This is a genomic window from Pontibacter lucknowensis (assembly GCF_900156415.1).
GTDB lineage: Bacteria > Bacteroidota > Bacteroidia > Cytophagales > Hymenobacteraceae > Pontibacter > Pontibacter lucknowensis.
On record NZ_FTNM01000003.1, the window covers coordinates 130524 to 155721 of the forward strand.

The following is a 25198-nucleotide window of genomic DNA, read 5'->3' on the forward strand; positions in this document are numbered from 1 at the left end:
TAGGAGAAACCTGGATTTACTTATGGCTATGGCATTCTTTTAGATTTCTAATTGCATTCGAAATGACAAATTGAGATTTGTTACCTTTGCACCCGAAAACAAATTATACCCCAATGCCCCCAGTACTCATCCGCATCACCACAGTACCTCTCTCCCTGCAGAAGCTGATCACCGGACAGTTGCCCTATATGCGATCCAAAGGTTTTCAGCCGTTGATGGTGTCGGCTGCTGGGCCGGAGTCTGAGGAGGTGATGCAGGAACAGGCCTCGCCTTTGATTCAGATTGGGATGACCCGCAAGATTACTCCGGTGCAGGACCTGAAAGCACTTTGGCAATTTTACCGCCTCTGCAAAAAGCATAAGCCAGCGATTGTGCACTCACATACGCCTAAAGCCGGCATCATTGGCATGCTGGGGGCTAAACTGGCTGGTGTACCTGTGCGCCTGCATACTGTCGCTGGTCTGCCGCTGATGGAAACAAACGGAAAGACCCGCCAGGTGCTGGAGGCTGTAGAGAAACTTACCTATGCTTGTGCAACCAAGGTATATCCCAATTCGACGGTACTCAAAGACTTTATCCTGCAAAGCAGATTCTGCGGACCCGATAAAGTAAAAGTTATCGGAAATGGGAGCAGCAATGGCATCAATACAGCCTTCTTCAGCAGGGAACAGTTAGACGCCGTTAAACTGGAGGAGTTGAAAGCGCAGCTGAGCATCAAGCCTGATGACTTTGTATTTGTGTTCATTGGTCGCCTGGTAAAAGATAAAGGTATACAGGAGCTTGTCACCGCCTTTAAGAAACTTCAGGCACAACATTCGCAGGTGAAGCTCCTACTGGTTGGACCCTTTGAGCAGGATCTGGATCCCATTGATAATAGTATACTTAAAGAGATTGAGCATAACCAGGGTATTCTCTCTGTCGGGTTTCAAAATGATGTACGGCCATACCTGGCTATCAGTCAGGCACTAGCATTCCCTTCTTACCGAGAGGGTTTTCCCAATGTGCCCATGCAGGCGGGGTGTTTTGATTTACCGAGTATTGTGACAGATATCAATGGCTGCAACGAGATCATACAACATGGTGAAAATGGTTTAATCGTGCCGCCCAAGTCGATGGAGAAACTCTATATCGCCATGCAGACTTTTATAAACAATAAAGAAAGCTTTACCTATATGCAGTCCCAAGCACGGCGTATGATTGTGGAGCGCTACGAGCAGACCCACTTCTGGGAGCTATTGATACAGGAATACCAAGACCATTTAAAACAAAAATAAGTACTAAGTTTGTACTTCATTAATAATATTTACCTATGAGAATAGCTGTAGTTGGCACCGGTTACGTGGGGCTTGTGACGGGCACCTGCTTTGCCGAGGTGGGCATTGACGTGACCTGCATCGACATCGACTCCAAGAAGATAGACAACCTCAAGCAGGGTATCCTGCCCATATACGAGCCGGGCCTCGAGGAGATGGTGCTGCGCAACGCCCAGAAGGAGCGCCTCTCCTTCTCCACCAGCCTTGCGGCGAGCGTGCAGGGCTGCCAGGTGGCCTTTATCGCCGTGGGCACGCCTCCGGGCGAGGACGGCTCGGCCGACCTGAAGTACGTGCTGGCCGTGGCCCGCGAGATCGGCCGCTCCATGAACGACTACCTGGTGGTGGTGACCAAGAGCACTGTGCCGGTGGGCACGGCCGCCAAGGTGCGCCAGGCCATCGCCGAGGAGCTCGAGGCGCGCGGCGCCGACATCGCCTTCGACGTGGCCTCCAACCCGGAGTTTTTGAAGGAGGGTGCCGCCATCGACGACTTCCTCAAGCCGGACCGCATCGTGGTGGGCGTGGACTCCGACAGGGCCGAGCAGGTGATGGGCAAGCTCTACAAGCCCTTCCTGATGAACGGTCACCCCTTGATCTTCATGGACATCCCCTCCGCTGAGATGACCAAGTACGCGGCCAACGCCATGCTGGCCACCAAGATCTCGTTCATGAACGACATCGCCAACCTGTGCGAGATCATGGGCGCCGACGTGAACATGGTGCGCAAGGGCATCGGCTCTGACGCCCGTATCGGCAACAAGTTCATCTACCCGGGCATCGGCTACGGGGGAAGCTGCTTCCCCAAGGACGTGAAGGCCCTGATCAAGACGGCCTCCGAGAACGGATACTCCATGGAGGTGCTAAAGTCCGTGGAGACGGTCAACGAAAAGCAGAAGTCGGTGCTCTTCAACAAGGTGATGAACTACTTCTCGGGCGACCTGGAAGGCAAGACCTTCGCTGTGTGGGGCCTCTCCTTCAAGCCCAAGACCGACGACATGCGCGAGGCGCCCTCGCTGGTGATCATCGAGAAGCTGCTCGAGCAGGGGGCCAAGGTAAAAGCCTATGACCCAGTGGCCATGAAGGAGGCCAGGCACTCTTTGGGCGACCGCATCGAGTATGGCAAGGACGAGTACGAGACCCTGATCGACGCCGACGCGCTGCTGCTGGTGACCGAGTGGCCAGAGTTCCGCTCGCCTAACTTCGCCGTGGTGAGCAAGCTGATGAAGGAGAAGGTCGTCTTCGACGGCAGAAACATCTACGACTGCAGGGAGATGGAGGAGAAGGGCTTCACCTACTTCGGCATCGGCGTCAAGCAGGCCAAGGTGTCGCAGGAAACGAAGGAGAGTATTTAACACAACATGAAGGTATACAGCCGTTTCTTTAAACGACCGATCGATCTTGTGCTGAGCCTAATGGCTTTTGTTGTGCTACTGCCGGTTTTTCTGGTCGTCACGCTGCTGCTGGCAATCGCCAACGACGGCAAGCCTTTCTTCCTGCAGCCCCGTCCGGGCAAGAATGGACGCATCTTCCGGGTGATCAAGTACAAGACTATGAATGATCGCCGGGACGCACAAGGTGAGCTTCTGCCCGATGCCGAGCGCCTGACCCCAATTGGAGCTTTTGTCCGCAAGACTTCCCTTGATGAAATACCCCAGCTGCTGAATGTGATCAAAGGAGAAATGTCCCTGATCGGCCCCCGCCCTTTGTTGGTGGAGTACCTGCCGCTCTACAACGAAACGCAGCGCCGTCGCCATGAAGTGCGCCCCGGCATCACCGGCTGGGCACAGGTAAACGGCCGTAATGCCATCAGTTGGGAAGAGAAGTTCCGTTATGATGTGTGGTATGTGGATAACATCTCTTTTATGCTGGATGTGAAGATCATCTTCATGACCATCGGGAAAGTGTTTAAGTCGGAGGGGATCAGTGCAGAGGGAGTGGCTACGATGGAGCGGTTTAGGGGAAGTAACTAAGGGAAAGATTAACCGCCCCCTCCGCGGAGGGGAATTGTGCACGATTGTCATCCCCCAGCCCCCTTCTTTGTCGAGGGCCCCTTCCCCCAAGGGAGACTTCTCTGCACGAGTATTCCCCTCTTAGGAGGGGCAGGGGTGGGTTAATCGTGCACGAAAATCCTGTAAATCTTTAAATCCTGTAAATCCTGATTCAGACAGATTTCTCACTAGCATCCAAAATGACAAATTGAGAATTCTTACATTTGCACTTTCACCACTAACAATACCAACCTACCATGTACCTATACGGCGCGAGCGGACATGCGAAAGTGATCATTGATATCCTGCGGGATATGGGTATGCCTATCATGGGAGCCTTTGATAAGAACCCAGCGATAACAGAAGTCGGTGGTATACCTGTACTTGGTGCTGAAATAGAGGAGAAACTGAAAGAACCCGTAATCATCAGCATTGGCGATAATGCCATTCGCCGTAGGGTCGCTGAAAAGCTGGATGTGGCATTTGGCAAAGCCGTTCACCCCACCGCGATCATTTCCCCATCGGCTACTATCGCTGAAGGCACTGTCGTCATGCAGGGAGCGATTATACAGGCCGATGCTACGATTGGGAAACATGCCATCATTAACACAGGTGCCAGCATCGACCACGATTGCAAGATAGGGGACTATGCCCATATCTCACCTGGTGCGGTGCTGAGCGGGAATGTGCTGGTGGGTGAGGGGACGCATATTGGTGCCGGTGCCGTTGTGATCCCCAACCTGAAAATAGGTAAGTGGTGCAAAATAGGCGCGGGTGCTGTGGTGATACGAGATCTGCCGGATGGCGTAACCGCTGTTGGTAATCCCGCCCGAATCATAAAAGAACATCAGACAAACATATGAATACAAAGATCTGGCTCTCTTCCCCGCACATGGGAACAAACGAGTTTAAAAATGTTAAAGAAGCCTTTGACACCAACTGGATCGCGCCACTTGGTCCGCATGTAGATGGCTTTGAGCGTGACCTGGCAGAATTTTTGGGTGAAGGCGTGCACGTGGCGGCCCTTAGTTCTGGTACGGCAGCGCTGCACCTTGCGCTGATCATGCTGGGTGTGCAGGCGGGTGACGAGGTGATCTGCCAGAGCATGACCTTCTCGGCTTCAGCCAACCCGATCGCTTACCAGGGAGCGACGCCGGTATTTGTAGACAGCGAAGACCGCACCTGGAACATGTCGCCTGATCTGCTGGAAACTGCCATCGAAGACCGCATTCGCCTGGGCAAAAAACCGAAGGCGATTATCGTGGTGCACCTCTACGGCATGCCGGCTGAGATGGACCGTATCATGGCGATTGCTGACAGCTACGCTATACCTGTGATGGAGGATGCTGCCGAGGCCCTGGGTTCTACTTACAAAGGACGCAAACTGGGTACCTTCGGGGCAATGAGTATTCTGTCCTTCAACGGCAACAAAATCATCACGACTTCTGGCGGTGGTGCGCTGGTTTCAAATAACGAAGCACATATTAAGCAGGCCCGTTTCCTGGCTACGCAGGCTCGTGATGCGGCTCCGCACTATCAGCACTCGCACATCGGGTATAACTACCGCATGAGCAACGTGTGTGCCGCTATTGGTCGCGGACAAATGGACGTGTTGTTGGATCGCGTGCAGCAGCGCCGAGCCAACTTTACTTTCTATCAAACAGGACTGGCTGCTATACCTGCTATTCAGTTTGCGGAGGAGCCGAATGGAGAATTCTACTCTAACCGCTGGCTTAGCACCGTGCTGGTGGATGATAGCCAGGGCGTGAGTCGGGAAGATATCCGACTGGCGCTGGAGCGGGAGAATATTGAGACGCGCCCGCTCTGGAAGCCGATGCAGCTGCAGCCTGTGTTTGCTGATGCGCCTTATTACGGCGACGGCACCAGCGAGCGTCTGTTTGACAAGGGGCTCTGCCTGCCTTCCGGATCCAACATGACCGACGAAGAAAGGGAGCGGGTGCTTCAGGCCATCAAAGCCTGCTTTGCTAAATAGCCGCGACATTTAGAAAATAAAACAAAATCCACCTGCACCCCGATAACATTCGAAAAGCACAGGTGGATTTTTTTCGTATATGCTATTAGCTGTGCTACTTGAGGAACAGCAAGTTAAAAGCTGAACTTTTCAGATTTTTTGTGTAATTTTGGACGGCATCTATGTCTTTTTTATTGTGAAAGATATAAGTATGTTGGTGAAGTGTCGTTATGAACTAGTTAATGTGTAAACCGTTGAGTGAGTCCTAACGTAAGCTGGAAATTTGACTGGACAAAACAGGTATTAATTTAAATTAAAACGAAGACCAGCCTAACGCCGTAATCTAAGCTCTTCTCTACCCTGAGACTACCGTATGAAAACATTTTTACAGAACAAGGCTTTACCGAAATGGATCATTCTGATCATCGATCAAATCATCTCCACCTGGTCTTTCGCTTTGTCCTTCTTCATCATCCGCCAGTTTGATTTCGAAACGATCCTGCGCGGTCACTTCTTTGTGTACAGTGGTATCTACCTGGTGGTCTCCGTGATGGTGTTTTACGCCATGCGCATCCATACCGGCCTGATCCGCTACTCCAGCACTGACGATATTTACCGCATCTTTACCGCTGTGCTGATGGCCAGTCTGGTGTATGGCGCCATCGTAGGTTTGTGGGTCTCTCCAGCCTTTCACATCGATTCTGTGAACATCTATGTGGTGCTCCTGGTCAACTTCTTTATCAGTTCTTCGGTGCTGATCATGATGCGTCTGGGCGCCAAAGCCTTGTTTTACTACATCAAGCGCGGCAGTAGCGGCGACAAAGAAACAGTGCTGATCTATGGTGCTGATAGCTTTGCCATCCTGGTGAAGCAGGCACTCGAGGTGAGCAATGCCGGCCGCCTGACCATCGCCGGTTTTGTGGACGACAATCCGAACAAGATCGACAAACACATCCAGCAGAAGCGGGTATACCACATCAACGATATCGAAAAACTACAGAGCAAACTGCACATTGATAAACTGGTGATCCTGAGCGAAGACCTGAAATCAGAGGCCCGCAAGAACGCGATCGAAACCTGTGTGGAGCTCGGTATTAAAGTAGTGACTGTGCCACCAACCGAGCAGTGGATGTCTGGTCAGCTGCGCATGAACCAAATACAAGATCTGCGCATCGAGGACCTACTGCAGCGTCCGCCAATCGTAATAGAGAATGACAAAATATCAGCTGACCTTGCCGGCAAGCGTATCCTGATCACAGGCGGTGCCGGTTCTATTGGTTCAGAAATTGTGCGCCAGGTGCTTTCTTACAAACCAGAAATGGTGATCATTTGCGACCAGGCCGAGTCGCCGCTTCATGACCTGCAGCTGGAAATGGAAGAGCACTACCCGGAGGCAAACCTGAAAATCTGCATTGCGGATATTCAGAACTTCAACCGCATGTATGCCCTCTTCAAGGAATATAATCCGCAGATGGTATACCATGCCGCTGCCTATAAGCATGTGCCGATGATGGAGAGCAACCCATCAGAGGCCATTCTGACAAACGTATTGGGCACTAAAAACCTGGCAGATCTCTCCATGACCTTTGATGTGGAGAAGTTTGTGATGATTTCGACAGACAAAGCTGTAAACCCAACCAATGTGATGGGTGCTTCGAAGCGCATCGCAGAGATTTACATCCAGTCGCTCAATAACATCAGTGCACAGCCTAAGCTACAGGATAATGTACAAGGTACAGCCCTGCAACAAACTCGCTTCATTACAACCCGCTTTGGCAACGTGCTGGGCTCCAATGGCTCGGTGATACCACGCTTCCGCTCCCAGATCGAAAAAGGCGGTCCGATCACTGTGACTCATCCCGATATCACCCGCTACTTCATGACCATACCGGAAGCGGTGCAGCTGGTGCTTGAAGCGGGTACGATGGGCAGAGGCGGCGAGATCTTCATCTTCGACATGGGCCAGCCCGTGAAGATCGTAGACCTGGCCCGCAAGATGATCAAGCTGGCTGGTCTGACAGCCAACGACATCGAAATCGTCTTCTCAGGCCTTCGACCGGGCGAAAAGCTCTACGAAGAACTCCTGAACCAGGAAGAGCTCACCATACCGACTCACCACGAAAAGATCAAAGTATCGAAAGTGCGCGAGTACACCTACAATAAGGTGCTTGCCAGCATCAACGAACTCCTCAACCTCAACAAGGAAGGCGACGAACTGGATACTGTCAAGCAAATGAAAAAGATCGTCCCCGAGTTCAAGAGCAAAAACTCCAGGTTCGAGGAGCTGGACTCAATGGTACAGTAAAACGTCTAGATCGGTAAAACAGGAGAAGGCCCGGATTCAATCCGGGCCTTCTCCTGTTTGGTGGTTTTAGGCTTCAGTGAGAAAGTCCCCCTTTGAAGGGGGCAGGGGGATGACCTACTTCTGTTGATCCTCAATAAAGGCCTCAATAACACGCTGAACATTAGGCAAATTCTTCAACACCTCTTCATCATGAAAGCGAAGTACAGAGTAACCTAGCTCATTTAATACCATATCTCGCTCTTCATCCTCCTTCGCTTTAAAGTTATGAGAATAGCCGTCAACCTCAATGATCAGCTTTAATTCTTTGCACATAAAGTCAGCAATATATTTTCCTACTGGTCGCTGTCTTAAAAAGGTATATCCGGTTTTGCCTTTGCTCAACACTTCACACCACAGCCTAACCTCTGCCTTTGTTGATTCCTTGCGGAGTGCTTTGGCAAGTGGCTTCAGCTGGTGGTTGTAGTGGTTATTGTGTGGCATGGTCTACGTCTCTAAAAATGTGTCATCCCCCTGCCCCCTTCAAAGGGGGACTTGTACTCAGCAACGCATAAATCAATTTTGAGTTCCCCGCCTTAGACAAGGAGGGGTTAGGGGTGGTTGGACCCGGTACAGACTGGTATTGAGAATACTCGTTCAAATCAAAAAAGCCCTTAGGTATACGTTATGTTACCTAAGGGCTTCCTGCTGATATAAACAGAACCTACAACGCCGGCAATACCTTCGCCTTCACTTCCCCAAATCCAACTCTAATCCCATTCCGCTCCGCGAAGCCACGCATGATCACGGTATCATAATCGTTGATAAACTTGCGCTCTGAACCGTCGGAGAGCTCGATAGGCTGGGTGCCGCGCCAGGTGAGTTCGAGCATGGAGCCGTAGGAGGTCTTGTCGGGGCCGCTGATGGTGCCGGAGGCGTACATGTCGCCTACCTGTATGTTGCAGCCGTTGCTGCTCTGGTGGGCCAGCTGCTGGTTCATGTTCCAGTACATGTGCTTGAAGTTGGAGCGGCAGATGCTGTTTTCCTGTCCATCCTCTGGCTGTAGCAATACCTCCAGGTTAATGTCGTAGTTATGATCGCCATGGAAATCGAGGTATGGCAGCGGCTTTGGATCCTGTACAGGGCCTTTCACACGGAATGGCTCCAGGGCATCCAGCGTCACAACCCAGGGTGAGATAGAAGAGGCAAAGCTCTTAGCCAGGAAGGGCCCCAAAGGGACATACTCCCAGGTTTGCATGTCGCGGGCGGACCAGTCGTTAAACAACACCAGGCCGAAGATGTAGTCGTCTGCTTCGTCCGGGCTGATCATGTCACCAAGCCTTGTCTCGCGGCCGGTGATAAAAGCTACTTCCAGCTCAAAATCGAGCAGGCGGGATGGACCGAAGGTAGGGGCAGCGGCATCAGGTGCTTTGGTTTGCCCGTTGGGGCGGCGGATGTCTGTACCTGATACGATGATAGAAGAGGCGCGACCATGGTAACCGATCGGGATGTGTTTCCAGTTGGGCAGCAGCGCATTTTTCGGGTCCCGGAACATGGTGCCTACGTTGGTGGCGTGCTCGATGCTGGAATAAAAGTCGGTGTAGTTACCCACTTTTACGGGCATCAGCATACGCACATCACTTTGCTTGATCAGGCATTCCTGCATCAGTCTGCTGTTACCACTGATTTCGTCATTGTCGTTGCGGAGAAGCTCCGACACACGGTTGCGCACAGCCCGCCACATCGGTTTTCCCAGCGCGATAAAGTCGTTCAGGTATGGACGGTGGAATACGGTTGGGTCAACATCAAGGAGCTCGAACAGATTATGCTGGGCGACAGCACAAAGATCGAGCACGTAGTCGCCGATGGCTACACCTACACGCGGGTCTTTTGTAGCTGACTCGAATATACCGAATGGAAGGTTCTGTATCGGGAAGTCGCTCTCAGGAGATATTTCGATCCAGGAATGCAAGGCGGGGTCGTTCGCTTTTATCATAGTGCAAGAAAATCTGGGTTGTTAGACAAATATAGGGATTTTGAGGGGTATGGGAAAGGTGGTAATAAGATATGCTGTAGGTTTAGAGAAAATGTAATTTATACCTACCCTGTTTGAACACACTCGCTCGCGTCCCGCGAGTGTGAGCTATACTGCGGACTCCGGCCACTTTTTAATGTACTTTCACACAAGTGGCGGGACGCCACCAGATAACTCACACTCGCGGGACGCGAGCGAGGGCACAGGATTCTTAGTTTAATGTACCACTTCGCAGCACCATACAAAAAAAGCAGGTACTGATTTCTCAGCACCTGCTTTAAGTAAATACTCTTTATTAGAAAATTTTATCTCTACATAGCCTAAGCCAGCGGCGTCACATTCACAGCCTCTACAGCTCTGATTTCTGGTACAGCTTTGAGTACCGACTGCTCTACACCTGCTTTAAGTGTCATGGTAGACATCGGGCAGGTGCCACAGGCGCCAAGTAGCTCCAGTTTCAGGGTCATATCATCGGTTACTTCAAGCACCTTCACGTTGCCGCCGTCAGCTTCCAGGTAGGGCCTGATCTGGTCGAGGGCACTTTCGATGCGAAGTAAAAAATCGTTGTCAACGTTAATGGTTGCCATCTGTCTTAGCTTTTAATTTCTACTGGTTGTGTTTTGGCCAAAGTCGCATTTCGAACAGATACCTGCTGGGCAACAGCCTGGGCCAACTCTCTGAAAACACCGGAAGCCGGAGAATCGTTCTGCAAGGCCACCGGAGTTCCTTCATCGCCGCACTCGCGTATGCCTTGCACCAGTGGTACCTGGCCTAATACCGGCACATCAAATTTCCTGGCCAGGTTCTGTCCGCCCTCCTGTCCGAAGATGTAGTACTTGTTCTCCGGAAGTTCAGCAGGCGTAAAGTAGGCCATGTTCTCGACTACACCCAGCACCGGCACATTGATCTGCGGCTGGCGGAACATCTGCAAGCCTTTCTGCGCGTCAGCAATGGCTACTTTTTGAGGCGTCGTTACAATCACAGCACCCGTTACCGGCAGCACCTGCACCATGGTCAGATGGATGTCGGAAGTGCCCGGAGGAAGGTCGAGTAGCAGGTAGTCCAGTTCACCCCATTCTACTTCGCTGATAAATTGTTTCAGGGCAGAGCTCGCCATAGGGCCTCTCCAGATCACGGCATGATCAGGAGGCGTCAGGAAACCGATCGACATCAGCTTCACGCCATATTTCTCAACCGGAATGATGTAGTTTTTGCCATGGTCGCCTTGCACCATGCTCGGGCGCTGGTCTTCTACACCAAACATAGTAGGTATAGACGGACCAAAAATGTCGGCATCGATCAAACCAACCTTTGCGCCTGACTGCGCCAGGGCAATGGCCAGGTTGCTCGTCACAGTAGACTTGCCAACACCGCCTTTACCGGAGGCAATGGCGATGATGTTTTTTACGCCGGTAAGTACCTCGCTACTGCCTGCACGGCCGGAAGTGACGCGGGAAGTCATGTTCACGGTCACTTCTGCCTCCTTGTCTACCATGGTATGGATAGCGCGGATGCAGGCATTGCGGATCAGGTCTTTAAGTGGGCAGGCTGGTGTAGTGAGGATCACGGTAAAGCTCACGTTCTTTCCATCCACCTGCACATCCTCGATCATGTTGAGTGTCACCAGGTCCTTGCCCAGGTCCGGTTCCTCGACATAGCTGAGGGCTTTTAGTATATCTTCTTTTGTAATTGCCATAGTATTAACAGCTTTTGTAAAGCCTTACAAAGATACAAACAAAAAAACTTTAAACATGATTTAGGGATGCTTATTGCGCTCGTTAACAGCACTGCTTATACCGCAAGTTTAGCGCAAGTGCAACTTGCGGGTTATAAAGGGGGCGGAGAGGTAGAACGCTCTATCTCCTGCTTAATCCTGAAAATCTTTTAATCCTGAAAATCCTGATTCTGACAATAAACTTTATCTTTGTCATCCCATATTCCTTTACCCCATGTCCCTGATCCCAAAAGAAGTAGTTGACCAGATCCTTGCCCAGGCCGATATAGCGGAAGTGGTGGGGGATTTTGTCTCGCTCAAGAAGAAGGGGCAGAATCTGTGGGCCTGTTGTCCTTTCCATCACGAGAAGTCACCGTCTTTCTCAGTTTCACCTGCTAAAGGCATTTACAAGTGCTTTGGCTGCGGCAAGGCGGGCAACTCAGTGCAGTTTATCATGGATGTGGAAGGCACCAGCTTTCCGGAGGCGCTCAAGTACCTGGCCAAAAAGTATGGCATTGAAGTGCCGGAAGACCAGCCGAACCCCGAGTACGCCAAAGAACAGAGTGAGCGGGATAGCCTGTACATCGTTTCTGATTTTGCCAGCAAACATTACCAGCAGCTGTTGCACAGCCATGATGAAGGCTCCATTGGGCAGTCTTACCTGAAGGAGCGGGGGTTGAGCGGTAACACTATTCGGAAGTTCGAGCTGGGGTATAGCCTTGATGCCTGGTCTGACCTGACCGATGCTGCCCTAAAGGCAGGGTATAAGCAAAAGTACCTGGAGGCAACGGGACTGACCATCGCAAAAGAGGACGGCAAAAAGTACGATCGTTTCCGGGGACGTGTCATGTTCCCGATCCATAATATATCGGGGCGTGTCATCGGTTTTGGTGCCCGTACGCTCAAAAGCAACGACAAGAAGAGCCCGAAGTACCTCAATTCCCCTGAGTCGGAGATTTACCACAAGAGCAACGTGCTCTATGGCATGTACCAGGCCCGGCAGGCGATTCGCATGCAGGACATGTGTTACATGGTGGAGGGCTACCTCGATGTGCTGTCGCTGCACCAGGGCGGCATTGAGAACGTGGTGGCCTCTTCGGGTACTTCACTCACCGAGGGACAGATCAAGCTCATTGCCCGCTATACCCAGAACATCACGGTACTGTACGACGGCGACGCCGCAGGTATAAAAGCTTCACTGCGCGGCATTGACCTGATCCTGGAGAATGGCCTGAATGTGAACGTGGTCACTTTTCCGGCTGGTGAAGACCCGGATTCCTATATCCACAAGGTAGGAGACGAGAAGTTCAAAGCCTATGTGGCGGAGCATGCGCAGGATTTCATCTCGTTCAAGACCAGTCTGTATGCCGAAGAGTCCAAAGGCAATCCGGTGAAAAAGGCAGAGGCGATACGCGAGATCGTGACTTCTATTTCCAAGATCCCGGACCCCATCAAGCGGACGGTGTTCTTCCGTAGTTGCAGCCTGATCTTCGATATTGATGAGCAATTGCTGATATCGGAGTACAACAAGATGCACCTGCAGGAGCGCCAGCAAAAGCAGCAGCGCACAGGTAGTCCGGAAGATCTGGCAGAGGCGGAAGCCTACGAGGCAGAGCAGATGGAGGCTGAAAAGCCAGCCACGGAAGCCGATAGCCTGAAACGCTACGAACGGGAAATTGTGCGGATGCTGCTGAACTACCCTGACAAAGTGCTGGTGGATGGACAGAACACCTGCCAGTATATGCTGGAGCAGCTGGAGGATGTAGAATTCAGGACGCCGCTGTACGCCCGCCTGATCGAGGTGGTAAAAGAGAAGTTGCAACAAAGTGTTATACCTTCGGCAGAGGACTTTATCAACTATCCAGACCAGGAAATACGAACCGAAGCAACCAACCTGCTATCGGACCCCTACGAGCTTTCCCACAACTGGGAAACACACCAGATTTACGTTCCTCACGAGTCAGATCTGCTGCCCTACGGCGCAGAGCGGGCCGTGCTACGCCTGAAGTGGCGCAACGTGCAACTGCTTATGAAAACTGAAATGGAAAAGCTCCGCCTCGTTACCGACCCAACCGAGCAGGACCGCGTACTCCAGGTCATCTTCCAGCTCAAATCCTTCGAGAAGCAAATTGGAGATCTTTTGGGGATTGTGGTTAATAAGTAGAAAGGAATACTTAGTAGAGAGATTGTGTTATGAAATAAGAAGGCAATGCGGTATAAACTTTTTACCTTTGCAGCGCATTTCATAGTATAGACAATCACCTTGCTGATAACCACAGGTATAGCAGGTATATGGAGTAACACATGGAAACTAATTCACTTGAGCCAATTAAGCTCGATTTAATAGAAGATGCGATTGAGGACATCCGCCAGGGTAAGATCATTATTGTGGTGGATGACGACGACCGTGAAAACGAAGGTGACTTTATCTGCGCGGCAGAAATGGTGACACCGGAGATCATCAACTTCATGGCGACACACGGCCGTGGTCTGGTCTGTGCGCCTCTTACAGAGGAGCGCTGCGATGAACTGGGGCTGGAATTGATGGTGGGCCGAAACACGGCTTTGCATGCCACACCGTTTACAGTATCCGTTGACCTGATCGGGCACGGCTGTACCACCGGTATATCCGCCTCTGACCGTGCCAAAACCATTCAGGCCCTGGTCGACCCCAACACAGATCCAAATGCGCTTGGCAAACCAGGACACATTTTCCCGCTTAAAGCGAAGAAAGAAGGTGTGCTGCGTCGTCCGGGCCACACAGAGGCTGCCGTTGACCTGGCCCGCCTGGCTGGACTTGCACCAGCTGGCGTGCTGATAGAGATCATGAACGAAGACGGCACCATGGCCCGCCTGCCGGATCTGGTGAAAGTAGCGGAGCGTTTCAACCTGAAGCTTATCTCAATTAAAGACCTGGTAGAGTACCGCCTGAAGAAGGAAAGCCTGATCGACCGCGAGATTGCAGTGGAACTGCCTACCGATTTCGGTAACTTTGACCTGTATGCCTTCACACAGCGCAGCAACGGTGCCAAGCACCTGGCCCTGGTGAAAGGAGACTGGAAAGATGACGAGCCTGTACTGGTGCGCGTACACTCTTCCTGCGTGACGGGTGATATCTTCGGATCATGCCGTTGCGACTGCGGTCCGCAGCTGCACGAAGCCATGCGCATGGTAGAGCGCGAAGGCAAAGGCGTAATCGTGTACATGAACCAGGAAGGTCGTGGCATCGGGCTGATCAACAAACTGAAGGCCTACAAACTGCAGGAGCAGGGCCGTGATACCGTGGAGGCTAACCTGGAGCTTGGCTTCGGCATGGACGACCGCGACTATGGCGTAGGTGCCCAGATTTTACGTGACTTGGGTGTAACAAAAATGCGCCTGATCACAAACAACCCGAAGAAGCGCGTTGGCCTGATCGGTTATGGACTGGAGGTAGTGGAAAATGTGCCGATAGAAATCGCGCCGAATCCGCATAACCAGAGCTACCTGACCACCAAGCGCGACAAATTGGGGCACGAGATCCTGAAAAATACGGTTGTGCGCTAAGCAGCCTTAAATAACTGAACAGAGAGCCCGTACCGCCAGGTACGGGCTTTTTTTGTACAAGCCGCTGGAGCGTAGGTTAATAATTATTTCGTGAAAGGTCTATCCCGCTTCTGTTTTCTTACGTTATGAATTGTATGTAATCTTTTGTGAAACAATAGGTTAGGTAGGTGGTTTTATAATAGGTTGTTCACAATTTTAACGTTTTGCTAATGAAAAGACTGAGTACCAAATATTTGTTTTTTGCATTATTAGTGGCATTTGCCTGCGAAAGTAGATGGGGTTGGGCACAAATGCGGGAAGGATTTGACACAGAGCGATGGCTGTATGGAAAAGTTGTACTGACCAGCGGAGACAGTTTGCAGGGGGCAGTGATTTATCATCCGGCAAAAGATGTTGTGCAAATAGCATCAGAAGACGGCACTATCAATTCTCTTTCAGCTGTCAATGTCAGCCATTTTATGATCAGCGGTGTTTATGATGGCAAGCCACAGATCTTTCGCTCACTGCCCTGGAACAGAGGGAGCTTTCAGAGTGATTTTAGGGTACCGGTATTCTTCGAGCAGATAAATCAGGGGGAACTCATGCTCATGAAAAGATATGTGGGCGTGACAGCTGCGAAAGGTGAACAGCATCAGCAACAGGCAACAGCATCGCTGCAAACACATTATTTCCCGCACTTTGCCACAGCCGGAGACGAACTACAGGAAATTCTGTATGTGATGCTGCCGGACGGGGAGATAGTACAACTGCGCAAGCACAAAAAAGACCTGCTTAAGCTTTGCGGTACGCAAGCAGGAAAAGTGAAGCAGTATGTAAAAGCTAATAAGCTTGACTACAATAATTCCAAAGACTTACTCAGTATCGTAGACTATTATAATTCACTCTAGAACAAAGACTTAGAGGTCACGTAGCCGCACCAGCAGTACAGACGCCAAAACAAGCACTGCGATATAAAATAGTGCAGGCAGCACAGCCCAGGCCGGACTAAGTGCCATCATGGGGCTGGTGAGGCCATCTATAATCTCCTGCCCCGGCGTAGGAGTAAGGCTTCCAAACACCTTCATAGGCATAAAACGATCGATATGGTCATCGATCTGGTAATGTATGATGGGCTCCACTATTTTAGACCAGGCCAGAAAGGCGATGATGGCCAGCCCGCTCTTACGGATCAGAAAGGCAAAGAACATGGCCAGACACATATATCCCACAGCCTGCACAAAGAAGTAGGAGAGATGATCGATCTTACCAAGTATGGCTCCCATACTGGTGTCGGAGCTGTAAATTAATCCGAAAAACAGGCCCATCACCAGAAGAAACACAGTGGCCAATGCTGCCAGACCCAGCGAGACGTAAAATTTAGCCAGAACGGCCTCTGTGCGGGAACGCCCGTCTATGACCTGTTGCCTGAGCGTACGATAGCTGTACTCATCCGTGATCAGCACGATCACCAATATACCCAGGAGCAAATTGAAAAAGTAGGCGACATAAGTGAAGCGCATCCAAAGGTTAGGGAAATCATACAGCGATTTGCCCAGCGACTGCCCGCCTACCATCATGTTGCTGCTGAAGTAAATCAGCAGTACCTGCAGTAGCACATAGATGGCCATAATTACCCAGAAAGTAAGGTATTGGAGTATCTTCCTGAGCTCAGTTCTGATCAGATTCATGCGGGGCTTATTTTTGGGTGATTTCAAGAAACTGCGCCTCCAGGCTTTTGCGGCGCACCAGGAGCTGGGATAGCACGATGCCCTGTGCGAACATATCGCGGTTGAGGTCGGTGCTGGTATAGCCTTCAGAGAGTGTGAGGCTGACATAATTCTTTTCCTGCGCAAATTTCACAATGTAGGGCAGGCGCTCTAATAGCTGCAGTACCGGGGCCAACTCATCGGCGCTGATCAGCAGCTGATCCTGCGTGGAGAGGATGTCCCCCACCGGACCATTGGCCTTGAGCTTGCCTGCCTGTAGCACGGCTACGTGTGTGCATACCTTCTCTACTTCATCCAGCAAATGACTGGCCAGCAGGATGGTTTTGCCTTGTGCAGCAATCCGGGTGATCAGGTCACGCACCTCGGCTATACCCTGTGGATCAAGGCCATTGGTCGGCTCATCGAGCACCAGCACCTCCGGATCGTTGAGCATGGCGGCGGCCAGTGCCAGACGCTGTTTCATACCCAGCGAGAAGCCTTTGAAGGTAGTGTGGCTCCGTGTGCCAAGACCTACCATATCGAGCATCTTGTTGATATGCCGGTGGTCTGCCTGCTTGGTGTCGGCCGCTACTTCCAGGTTGGCGCGTGCTGTGAGGTAGGGGTAGAAATTGGGCGTTTCGAGCAGAGCGCCGACCCTACGCTTCGTTTCGCTGCTTATAGAATCCCCAAACCACTGAAAACTACCGCCGCTCGGCCGGATTACGTCCAGCACCATACCAAGCGTAGTGGTTTTGCCGCTTCCGTTCGGGCCAAGCAAGCCGTAAATGCTGCCTGCCTTCACCTGCAGAGTCAGCCGGTCCACGGCCTGCAGGCTTCCGTATTTCTTTGAGAGTTCGTTCAGGTATAGGACTGTTGCCATAGCGGTGAGTCGTTTAGACAAATATAGCGTTTTTCTGATATCGGCTGAGAAAAGAAAAGCGCTCCTGCTCAGGTATAGCAGGAGCGCTTTTCATACTGGGAAAATAGATTTAATACCTCCTGCCTTGCTATTAAGTACCTTAATTTAAGAGATGGCAGGCCTCTGCTATCTACTACCAGGATCCTTACAGGATGACAAAAGAGGAGGGCTAATTATTCTTGCTGAAGTCGAGGTTGTAAAACAGGCTTACCTGTAAGGTATGGTTATGTTCAAACACAGTGCCATTGGCCTTCTGCACGATCTGGTTGAGGTAGCCCAACTCCAGCGTCGCGGCATTGCTGAACTTATACCCCAGGGCAGCATAGGCCCGGTTCTGGTCGAAAATATTTCGCTGGATGTTGTTGCCGAAGCCTACAAAGATTTCGTTATAGGCTGCCAAAAACGGCTCACCCGCTTCGATGCTGGTGCCGATGAGCGGCAGTGTGGCCTTGAGCATGTAGCGTGCCCGGTTGAGGTAGGTGGTGGTTTCGGCTCCGGCTGGTTTGATCCAGCGTTGCTCCAAACGGTAGCGGTGCATCAGACCTACACGCGACACGCTGTTTTTGAGCTGCAACTGCTGGTAAATGCGGTGCTCCGGAAAGGTGCCTGCCGCCGGGAAGTCGCCGTAAGGGTGCGTTTCGATATAGCCGTAGCCCAGCGTAAACATGGCCGATGGCGTCAGATCGTAGTTTATACCTGTGCGAATAAGCAGTTGCTGCGGGTCTTTGAGTATATTGTGGCGACGCCATTGCACTTCGGTATGCAGTCCCCACTTGTCGTTGAGTTTGTGGTCGCCGAAGTACATGTACCAGCCGTTGCTATTGAAATCTTTTACACGCTCACTTTGCGCCTGTGCCGGAGCGCTCAACCATAGGAGCAGGCTCAGGGCCGGTAAAATTCTGAAAAGTATACCTTTGATATCCATGCTGACAAAGTTCGATCCCAAAAGGCTGAAATTCAACTTGAATATTCGCCTATTTTTCACTACTTATAAGTGATTATTAGCTTATGCAAGTAGATAAAGAAAATTACAAGACCACCGAGCTGAGCATGACCGCTGCCGAAGCCAATGTGCGGGCACTGGTTTTCATTGTGCCAATTCTGGTAATCTACGTGGGAGCTTATCTGCTCAACTGGCCCGAGCAGTTCTCTACCCAAAACCTGCGACAGCTTGTGCAAACGAACCGGGACCTGCTGATGATCTCCCCGATGCTTATGCTGCTGGTTTTCATAGTTGGAGCAGTAGTGCACGAGTTGCTGCATGGGCTCACCTGGGCTGTGTTCTGCAAAAACGGTTTAAAGTCAATCAAATACGGCGTGTACTGGAAAATGCTGACACCCTACTGCCATTGCAAAGAAGTACTGCCGCTGAGGCAGTACGCCATAGGCGGGATGATGCCGGGACTGGTGATGGGGCTGTTGCCCGCTTTGGCAGGTATAGCCATGGGGCATTTCGTGCTTTTCCTTTTTGGTTTGTTCTTCAGCATGGCCGCTGCCGGTGACTTGCTCATTCTTTGGATGCTGCGTCATCAGCATGGCTCCGACCTCGTGCAGGACCATCCGGATAAGATCGGCTGTTTTGTGCTTAGCTCGAAGGTATAGGAAAGTCGCGCCTTTTGGCTATATTTAAGGTATGGCTCTTTGAGACTTTAAGCACCTAACTATGAATTATAAAAAACTATTAGGCGGAGGCCTCACCCTGGCAACCCTGCTCGGCGGCAATCTGCAGGTATCAGCTCAGGATTACAAGCAACTGCACGAACAGGCTATTGTGGTAGACACGCATAACGACGTGTTGATCTCGGTACTGGAAGGGTTGCGGCTGGAGGATGACCTCCGTGGCAAAACACACTCTGACCTGGCACGCTTCAAGGAGGGTGGGGTCGATGTACAGGTGTTTTCAGTCTGGAGTGATGGTACCTATGGAAAAGGCAAAGGCTTTAAGTTCGCTAATCTTCAGATCGATTCTCTCTATGCCATCGTAAACCGAAACCCTGACAAGATGATGATTGCCCGCACGCCTGCCGATATAGAGCAGGCCGTTGCACAAAACAAAATGGCTACCATGATCGGGGTGGAGGGTGGACACATGATGGAGAGCAATCTGAAGTACCTGGAGGCACTGCACAAGCGCGGTACCATCTACATGACCCTGACCTGGAACAACTCCACTCCCTGGGCTACTTCTGCCATGGACGAGGAAGGTGGTGAGCTGCCTAAGAACCGCAAACCCGGACTTACCAAATTTGGCAAGCAGGTGGTGCGCAAAATGAACGAGCTGGGGATGCTGGTTGACCTGAGCCACGTAGGTGAGCGTACATTCTGGGATGCCATGGCCACAACCACTAAGCCAGTACTGATCTCACACAGCTGCGTACATCACTTCAACCCGCATTTCCGCAATCTCAAGGACGATCAGATAAAAGCAATCGCCAAAAACGGCGGCGTGATCCATCTTAATTTCTTCTCCGGCTTCCTGGATCCGGAGTATGACAAGCGCATGAGTGCTTTTCGGGCCAGACACAAGGCCGAAGTAGACTCGCTGCGCAAGGAAGGGAAGAACTCTATTGAGGTATTTGACTGGGCGATGGAAAACTATCCGGAAGAAGCCTCAGAACTGCGTCCACCCCTGTCTATCCTGCTCGACCACCTTGACCACATCGTGAAGCTGGTTGGCGTAGACTACGTAGGCCTCGGCTCTGACTTTGATGGTGTCACTTCTACACCCAAGCAGCTCGACAGTGTAGCCGATATGCCGGTGATTACCCGTGAGCTGCTTGCCAGAGGATATAGCGAAGAGGATATTAAAAAGATACTAGGCGAAAACTTCCTGCGCGTGCTGCGTGCAAATGTGAATTCATAAGCAGGTATAGGTAAAATGTAAAGGTCAGGCCCAATCACAGAGCCTGACCTTTACATTTATACCCTCGCTCGCGTCCCGCGAGTGTGAGTTATCCTGTGGCGTCCCGCCACTTGTGGCAGGGCCACAGATCAAAGCGGCCAGAGACCGCCCGATAGCTCACACTCGCGGGACGCGAGCGAGGGTAGTGCCTTTACCTGTACCTGGGCCAGAGGCCCCACCATAGTAGACACGGCGTCATACTACTAAATCCTATTACTCAGGCACAACCCTGTAAATCGTGCCCGGGCTCTCCACTGCGACATAGATATACCCATCCGGTCCCATCTTCACATCACGCACGCGGCCGATGTTTTTGAGGAGCTTCTCTTCACTTATTATCTTGTCCCCATCCATTTTGAGCTTGCTCAGGAACTGGAAACGCAGTGACCCTGTCAGCAGGTCGCCTTCCCAGCCTTTGTAGCGGTTGCCCGTCACGAAAGCCATACCGGATGGGGCGATTGATGGCACCCAGTACCAGAGCGGCTGTTCCATTCCTTCTTTTTTGGTCAGTTCAGTCAGCACGGTGCCGTTGTAGTTGATGCCGTAGGAAATCACAGGCCAGCCATAGTTCTTGCCTCGTTCAGCAATGTTCACTTCGTCGCCACCTCTTGGGCCGTGCTCGTTGGTCCAGATGGCGCCGGTACGTGGGTGTATTGTCATGCCCTGTATGTTGCGGTTGCCGATGGTCCAGATAGAGGCGATGGCTCCTTTTTCGTTTGCGAAAGGGTTGTCGCCAGGTATAGCGCCATCGTCTTTGATGCGGTGCACCTTGCCTGGGGAACGCTCAATGGTCTGCGCATTCTCGTGGTGCTGGCCACGGTCGCCTACCGACACATACAGCATGCCGTCACGACCAAACTCCAGGCGGGAGCCGTAGTGGTGGCGGGTACGGGTCCAGGGCTGCGCTTCAAAGATCACTTTCTGATCAGTGATTTTATTGCCCTCCAGTTTAGCACGCATCACGGCAGTAGTCGAGAGCGTTTGCTCTCCTTCTTTCTTGAAGGCAGAGTAGGAGAGATAGATCAGGTTGTTATTGGCAAAGTCAGGATGCAGCTCTACATCCAGCAAACCACCTTGTCCCTGTGCCAGCACCTCAGGTGCGCCGGAAATTTGCTGCAGCTCTCGACTTCCCTTTGGCAAACGGTAGAAGGCGCCGTTGCGGTCTGTGATCAGCATGTCGCTGTTTGGCAAAAAGGCCATCCCCCACGGAATCTCCATACCTGTAGCCACGGTGTCGACGCGGTAGCGGAGGTCCTCGGAGGTATAGACAGTACTGGCGGTGGCTTCTTCGCTGAAATCGTACTGCTTCACGTTCTGTATACCTTCCTGAATGTAAGCGACCAGCGCGGTGACTTCCTGATCAGAGAAAGTCTGCTCAAAGGCGGGCATGCCCTCCTCGGGGTAGCCGTGCTTGATGGCGGCAAAAAGATTTTCAGCAGAACTGCCATGCTTCCATTTACGGTCAGTAAAGGCCTCCATCTGTTCACCGTGACAGCCGGAGCAGTAGCTGGCGTAATTGGTGCGGGCTTTCTCCAACTGAGCCTCGGACAATGCTACTTCCTGAACGGAATTTTGGGCGACAGTCTGTGTATCCGGATTGCTTGTGCTGGCGCTGCTGCCCGAGCTGGTGCAGCTATCCAGTGTGATAAGGGTTAGCCCCAGGAGTGGGAGCAGGTGATTTGTCTTTAACATAGTAGTTGTGTTTCAATCTTCGGGTGGCGCGGGGTTCGCAACCTTGTGTATACAAATATAGTGGGTGTAAAAGCAAAAGCCACCTTTATCGGGTGGCTTTCACGTTTTATGCTGATTCTGCTTTACAGCGGCAGTTTCACATCTTTCATCAACCTGCCCACCGGGTACATGTTATGTGTTGGCTCATAGTGCGGAGAATTTCTGTACACAAAATCCAGCTGGGCGCGGGCGTTTTTGGCAAACTCCGGATCCTGCTTTTTACGGGCTTCCAGTTGCTTGCGCAGGTCTGGGTTTTGCTTCAGGATATCAGCGGCCAGATCCTCAAACACATAGCTCGAGAAGTATTCTTTCTGCATCAGGATACTGTCGAAGAAGTTCCAGTTGAAGTAAGAGTCAACAGCCTGTGGCTCCAGTGCCTCCACCAGGAAGCGGTTGGCCTCCTGGTTCAGGTATACCACGTAGTCGCCTTTCAGGAACTGGCGAGGCATGGTGCGGGTCTCCACTTGCGTACCTGTGTGCAGGTAGTGACCTTCGTACGGACGGGGCGATGTTTTATAATCCGTGATGTAGTAGGTGTCGAGCGTGAGGGTGGTATCCCGCTTGAGCTGGCGCATTTCCACTTTGTTCAACTTCAAACGCTCGATTACTTCACGCCAGGCCTGCGGAATAATGTATGCCACTGGTTTCTCCACGGTCACAGAAGGGGTGAAGGTATTGTAATAGTTGATGTTGGTAGAGTAGGGGGCCTTGCGGTCGTAGTAAAGGCGCTCGAGTCCGCTTACTTCGCTTGGCTTATACCTGGCGGCATAGCCCAGGAAAGGAATCTGCTCTACCTTTGTGGTATCAAGCTGCCAGTCCAAGGCAAAAGTCTTCTGGGTCAGCGTCTCCTGCTTGGCTTTGGCTCTCAATTCGCCTATTTCTTTCGCATCTCGGCTCACAGTGCTGATCATGTGCTCCATCAGTTTGTAAGTAGACTGCACCCGCTGGTCAAATGGCTTGAGCATGTGTGTTTCGGGCACAAAACCGATGGTGTTGTATAGAGCGGTATAACCGGTTGCATAGCGCGGCGACTCCATGAAGCCTATGATGCCTTTCTCCGGTGTTTCACCAATGGTATTCATGTAAGGTACCATCGGGAACTTGTCTTTTTTCATGCCTTCATACAGCGTAGGCAGCATCTTACCTTGCAGGTAACCGGCTAGTGTCGGGTTCAGTTTGTTATGCTGCGTCGCGATCAGGGTCATCACATGCTGGTAATCGGCGCCGTTGGAGGTATGGTTGTCCATGAACACATCCGGGTCCCAGTCGCGGTAGATGAGGTGAAAGGCCTGCGCGTTTTTAGAATCCGTCTTGAGGTAGTCGCGGTTCAGGTCCAGGTTGCGGGCATTGCCCCTGAAACCGTAGCTCTCCGGTCCGTTCTGGTTGGTGCGGGTATGACTGTTGCGGTTGAGCGCTCCACCGATGTTATACACAGGTATAATGGCCATTACCACATTATCAAGCTGCTTGCGCTTGTTCTTATCCTGCAGGTAGTCGCGGGCCAGTAGCATGGTGGCATCTATACCTTCGGGCTCGCCCGGGTGGATGCCGTTCTGGATAAGCAATACGCGTTTGTCCTTCTGTTTAATGGAACGCGGGTCGAAGTCTTTGTCGGTGGAGATGATGACCAGGTGCAGCAGACGGCCCGAGTCGGTATAGCCGTAGGGCACCATTTTTACTTCGTCGTATGCGGCGTCGAGCTTGCGGTACCAGTCAATGGCCTCGTCGTAAGTGGCGGTCTGGTTCTTGTTGCCTTTCTCGTAAGGCGTTTTCAGGTCGGTTTTGTCAGGTGTTCCGGTAGCCAGCAGCGCGGCTAAGAGTAGGGTGGTTAGCATGTGTGGTGTTTACAATTGGTCTTGCAAAGCAATGTTAACCAATTCAGGGCAAAAATCCTGCTTATACCTGAAAAGTCTTCCGGTGTTTGTTTGTAGGGAAGAGCTGTTTGTCCAGGCTATACTTGCCTGGGCCGATGAAGTAGAGGGCAAAGAAAAGGATAGCCGCCTCCATTGCGTGTGAGTAACCGCCAAATCCGTCGCCGGCGCTCATGTGGCGTAGCGTGGCCACCAGCATGGTGATAACCAGCAGGATGGTCGTCGGGCGGAAGAAAAGGCCCAGCACCAGCAGCGCACCGCCCACTGTTTCAGCAAACGCAGCCATAAAACCCCAGAATTCAGGCATGAAGTCTATACCCAGCAACTGCATGTTCGCTCCTATTTTGGCCCAGCGCTCGGGCCCGCCGACCATTTTAGGCCAGCCGTGCAGGATGAACATAATGCCGATGCCGATGCGGAGCAGCAGCAGGCCGGTGTTTTTATAGCTATAGCGGGTGCGGAGTAATGACATGAGAGCAATAATACATAATCCGCTGAAGTATTACAAAAATCTAATATATTAAAATGCCGCGAACAAGGGTATTGGCAGGTACCTGATCAGGTTTCAGGTTATGCAGGTTGTTTTGGTCTAACTGGCTGGTATCCAATAAAAAAGACATGCCTGTGGATTCACTCGCTGCCACAAAGCCCGCCTCACCCAAACTGGTGTAGGCAATCGGATGGTGCTGTGTTACTTCGCTGTATTTTGATCCAATTCCCAAACCCTGAGCCGTTTTGTACTCTTCGCCCTGTACCTGGATGCGCCATACCTGGCAATCGGGGTCACAGGTTTGCTCTACCAGCAGCCCGCGTGGACTATCTGGACCGCTGAAGACATAAGCTGTAGACTGCTGGCCCTCGTTCTGCAGGGTGGTATCCCGTATCTGCAGACCTGCCGGCACCTGGTTGCGCATTTCCTCGATGGGCATACCTATCCGGATGTTGCCCACCTGTCCCTTACGAATGACAAAGTCGGCAGGCTGGGTTGCGGGGGAGGGGGTGCCTGATTCAACGGTTTGTGTCATCGGCCCGCCTTCGATTGCCGTATCGGTAGTGTTGGCCGCTTCATCGGTGTTGTCACGGTCGGCCAGGCAAGCTGCCATGCCCACCCCCAACAGGATGGCGTAAAGTATATTCTTAAGCATGAGGTGAGATTAGGAAATCATTATATTCATCTTAACCCTGTTGTGACTGCCGGGGTTGTCGTATATTAGCACGAAAACGTAATTCGTTTATTTTGTCAT

At 51.7% G+C, this 25198-nt stretch carries 22 protein-coding genes; 11 read left to right on the plus strand and 11 right to left on the minus strand.

Annotated elements, in window-relative coordinates; all coding sequences use genetic code 11:
* Positions 1 to 113 precede the first annotated feature (113 nt).
* The 6 genes from BW972_RS11415 to BW972_RS11440 all read left to right on the plus strand — a co-directional run bounded on the left by BW972_RS11415 (position 114) and on the right by BW972_RS11440 (position 7575).
* Positions 114 to 1274: a glycosyltransferase family 4 protein gene (locus tag BW972_RS11415; protein WP_076422232.1), complete on the plus strand. Its 1161-nt coding sequence runs from the start codon at positions 114 to 116 to the stop codon at positions 1272 to 1274.
* Positions 1275 to 1309: 35 nt separating this feature from the next.
* Positions 1310 to 2662: a UDP-glucose dehydrogenase family protein gene (locus BW972_RS11420; RefSeq protein ID WP_076422233.1), complete on the plus strand. Its 1353-nt coding sequence runs from the start codon at positions 1310 to 1312 to the stop codon at positions 2660 to 2662.
* A 6-nt stretch (positions 2663 to 2668) separates the two neighbouring features.
* Entirely contained in the window at positions 2669 to 3280 is a 612-nt protein-coding gene (locus BW972_RS11425; RefSeq protein ID WP_076422234.1) for a sugar transferase, read from the plus strand.
* A gap of 275 nt (positions 3281 to 3555) precedes the next feature.
* Positions 3556 to 4161 (plus strand): acetyltransferase, encoded by a 606-nt coding sequence (locus tag BW972_RS11430; RefSeq protein ID WP_076422235.1) that lies wholly within the window; start codon positions 3556 to 3558, stop codon positions 4159 to 4161.
* The gene (locus BW972_RS11435; protein ID WP_076422236.1) at positions 4158 to 5291 is read left to right on the plus strand and encodes a DegT/DnrJ/EryC1/StrS family aminotransferase; all 1134 of its coding nucleotides are present in this window, start codon (positions 4158 to 4160) and stop codon (positions 5289 to 5291) included. Before BW972_RS11430 ends, BW972_RS11435 begins: the two co-directional genes overlap by 4 nt.
* A gap of 352 nt (positions 5292 to 5643) precedes the next feature.
* The gene (locus tag BW972_RS11440) at positions 5644 to 7575 is read left to right on the plus strand and encodes a polysaccharide biosynthesis protein (RefSeq protein ID WP_076422237.1); all 1932 of its coding nucleotides are present in this window, start codon (positions 5644 to 5646) and stop codon (positions 7573 to 7575) included.
* Between the two features lie 114 nt (positions 7576 to 7689).
* On the opposite strand, the gene BW972_RS11445 is transcribed toward BW972_RS11440, so the two are convergent.
* From BW972_RS11445 to BW972_RS11460, 4 genes are all read right to left on the minus strand, one after another.
* Positions 7690 to 8055, minus strand: a complete 366-nt coding sequence (locus tag BW972_RS11445; protein WP_076422238.1) for an endonuclease domain-containing protein — start codon at positions 8053 to 8055, stop codon at positions 7690 to 7692.
* A 220-nt stretch (positions 8056 to 8275) separates the two neighbouring features.
* Entirely contained in the window at positions 8276 to 9547 is a 1272-nt protein-coding gene (fahA, locus tag BW972_RS11450; protein ID WP_200805480.1) for a fumarylacetoacetase, read from the minus strand.
* Positions 9548 to 9906: 359 nt separating this feature from the next.
* Complete coding sequence (locus BW972_RS11455) at positions 9907 to 10173, minus strand: NifU family protein (RefSeq protein WP_076422239.1); 267 nt, start codon at positions 10171 to 10173, stop codon at positions 9907 to 9909.
* A 5-nt stretch (positions 10174 to 10178) separates the two neighbouring features.
* On the minus strand, positions 10179 to 11282 hold the full coding sequence (locus BW972_RS11460; RefSeq protein ID WP_076422240.1) for an Mrp/NBP35 family ATP-binding protein: 1104 nt from the start codon (positions 11280 to 11282) through the stop codon (positions 10179 to 10181).
* A 253-nt stretch (positions 11283 to 11535) separates the two neighbouring features.
* Between BW972_RS11460 and dnaG the strand changes: the two genes are divergently transcribed.
* From dnaG to BW972_RS11475, 3 genes are all read left to right on the plus strand, one after another.
* Entirely contained in the window at positions 11536 to 13464 is a 1929-nt protein-coding gene (dnaG, locus tag BW972_RS11465) for a DNA primase (RefSeq protein ID WP_076422241.1), read from the plus strand.
* Between the two features lie 140 nt (positions 13465 to 13604).
* Complete coding sequence (locus BW972_RS11470) at positions 13605 to 14846, plus strand: bifunctional 3,4-dihydroxy-2-butanone-4-phosphate synthase/GTP cyclohydrolase II (RefSeq protein ID WP_076422242.1); 1242 nt, start codon at positions 13605 to 13607, stop codon at positions 14844 to 14846.
* 209 nt (positions 14847 to 15055) lie between these two features.
* Positions 15056 to 15733 carry a hypothetical protein gene (locus BW972_RS11475; protein WP_076422243.1) on the plus strand — a complete coding sequence of 226 codons (678 nt, stop codon included), beginning with the start codon at positions 15056 to 15058 and terminating at the stop codon, positions 15731 to 15733.
* 9 nt (positions 15734 to 15742) lie between these two features.
* On the opposite strand, the gene BW972_RS11480 is transcribed toward BW972_RS11475, so the two are convergent.
* The 3 genes from BW972_RS11480 to BW972_RS11490 form a co-directional block, all read right to left on the minus strand.
* A complete protein-coding gene (locus BW972_RS11480; protein WP_076422244.1) occupies positions 15743 to 16513 on the minus strand; it encodes an ABC transporter permease in 771 nt (256 codons plus the stop codon).
* Positions 16514 to 16520: 7 nt separating this feature from the next.
* Complete coding sequence (locus tag BW972_RS11485) at positions 16521 to 17411, minus strand: ABC transporter ATP-binding protein (protein WP_076422245.1); 891 nt, start codon at positions 17409 to 17411, stop codon at positions 16521 to 16523.
* 208 nt (positions 17412 to 17619) lie between these two features.
* Entirely contained in the window at positions 17620 to 18396 is a 777-nt protein-coding gene (locus BW972_RS11490; protein WP_143732044.1) for a DUF2490 domain-containing protein, read from the minus strand.
* A gap of 62 nt (positions 18397 to 18458) precedes the next feature.
* Between BW972_RS11490 and BW972_RS11495 the strand changes: the two genes are divergently transcribed.
* Both BW972_RS11495 and BW972_RS11500 read left to right on the plus strand, forming a co-directional pair.
* On the plus strand, positions 18459 to 19052 hold the full coding sequence (locus tag BW972_RS11495) for a DUF3267 domain-containing protein (RefSeq protein ID WP_076422246.1): 594 nt from the start codon (positions 18459 to 18461) through the stop codon (positions 19050 to 19052).
* Positions 19053 to 19113: 61 nt separating this feature from the next.
* Positions 19114 to 20313 (plus strand): dipeptidase, encoded by a 1200-nt coding sequence (locus BW972_RS11500; RefSeq protein WP_007656763.1) that lies wholly within the window; start codon positions 19114 to 19116, stop codon positions 20311 to 20313.
* A 252-nt stretch (positions 20314 to 20565) separates the two neighbouring features.
* Here BW972_RS11500 and BW972_RS11505 read toward each other — a convergent pair whose 3' ends face one another.
* The 4 genes from BW972_RS11505 to BW972_RS11520 form a co-directional block, all read right to left on the minus strand.
* Positions 20566 to 22044 (minus strand): PQQ-dependent sugar dehydrogenase, encoded by a 1479-nt coding sequence (locus BW972_RS11505; protein WP_076422247.1) that lies wholly within the window; start codon positions 22042 to 22044, stop codon positions 20566 to 20568.
* A gap of 122 nt (positions 22045 to 22166) precedes the next feature.
* On the minus strand, positions 22167 to 23918 hold the full coding sequence (locus tag BW972_RS11510) for a M14 family zinc carboxypeptidase (RefSeq protein ID WP_076422248.1): 1752 nt from the start codon (positions 23916 to 23918) through the stop codon (positions 22167 to 22169).
* Positions 23919 to 23979: 61 nt separating this feature from the next.
* On the minus strand, positions 23980 to 24426 hold the full coding sequence (locus tag BW972_RS11515) for a DoxX family protein (protein WP_076422249.1): 447 nt from the start codon (positions 24424 to 24426) through the stop codon (positions 23980 to 23982).
* Between the two features lie 40 nt (positions 24427 to 24466).
* The gene (locus BW972_RS11520; RefSeq protein WP_076422250.1) at positions 24467 to 25099 is read right to left on the minus strand and encodes a mechanosensitive ion channel protein MscS; all 633 of its coding nucleotides are present in this window, start codon (positions 25097 to 25099) and stop codon (positions 24467 to 24469) included.
* Between the last annotated feature and the right edge of the window lie 99 nt (positions 25100 to 25198).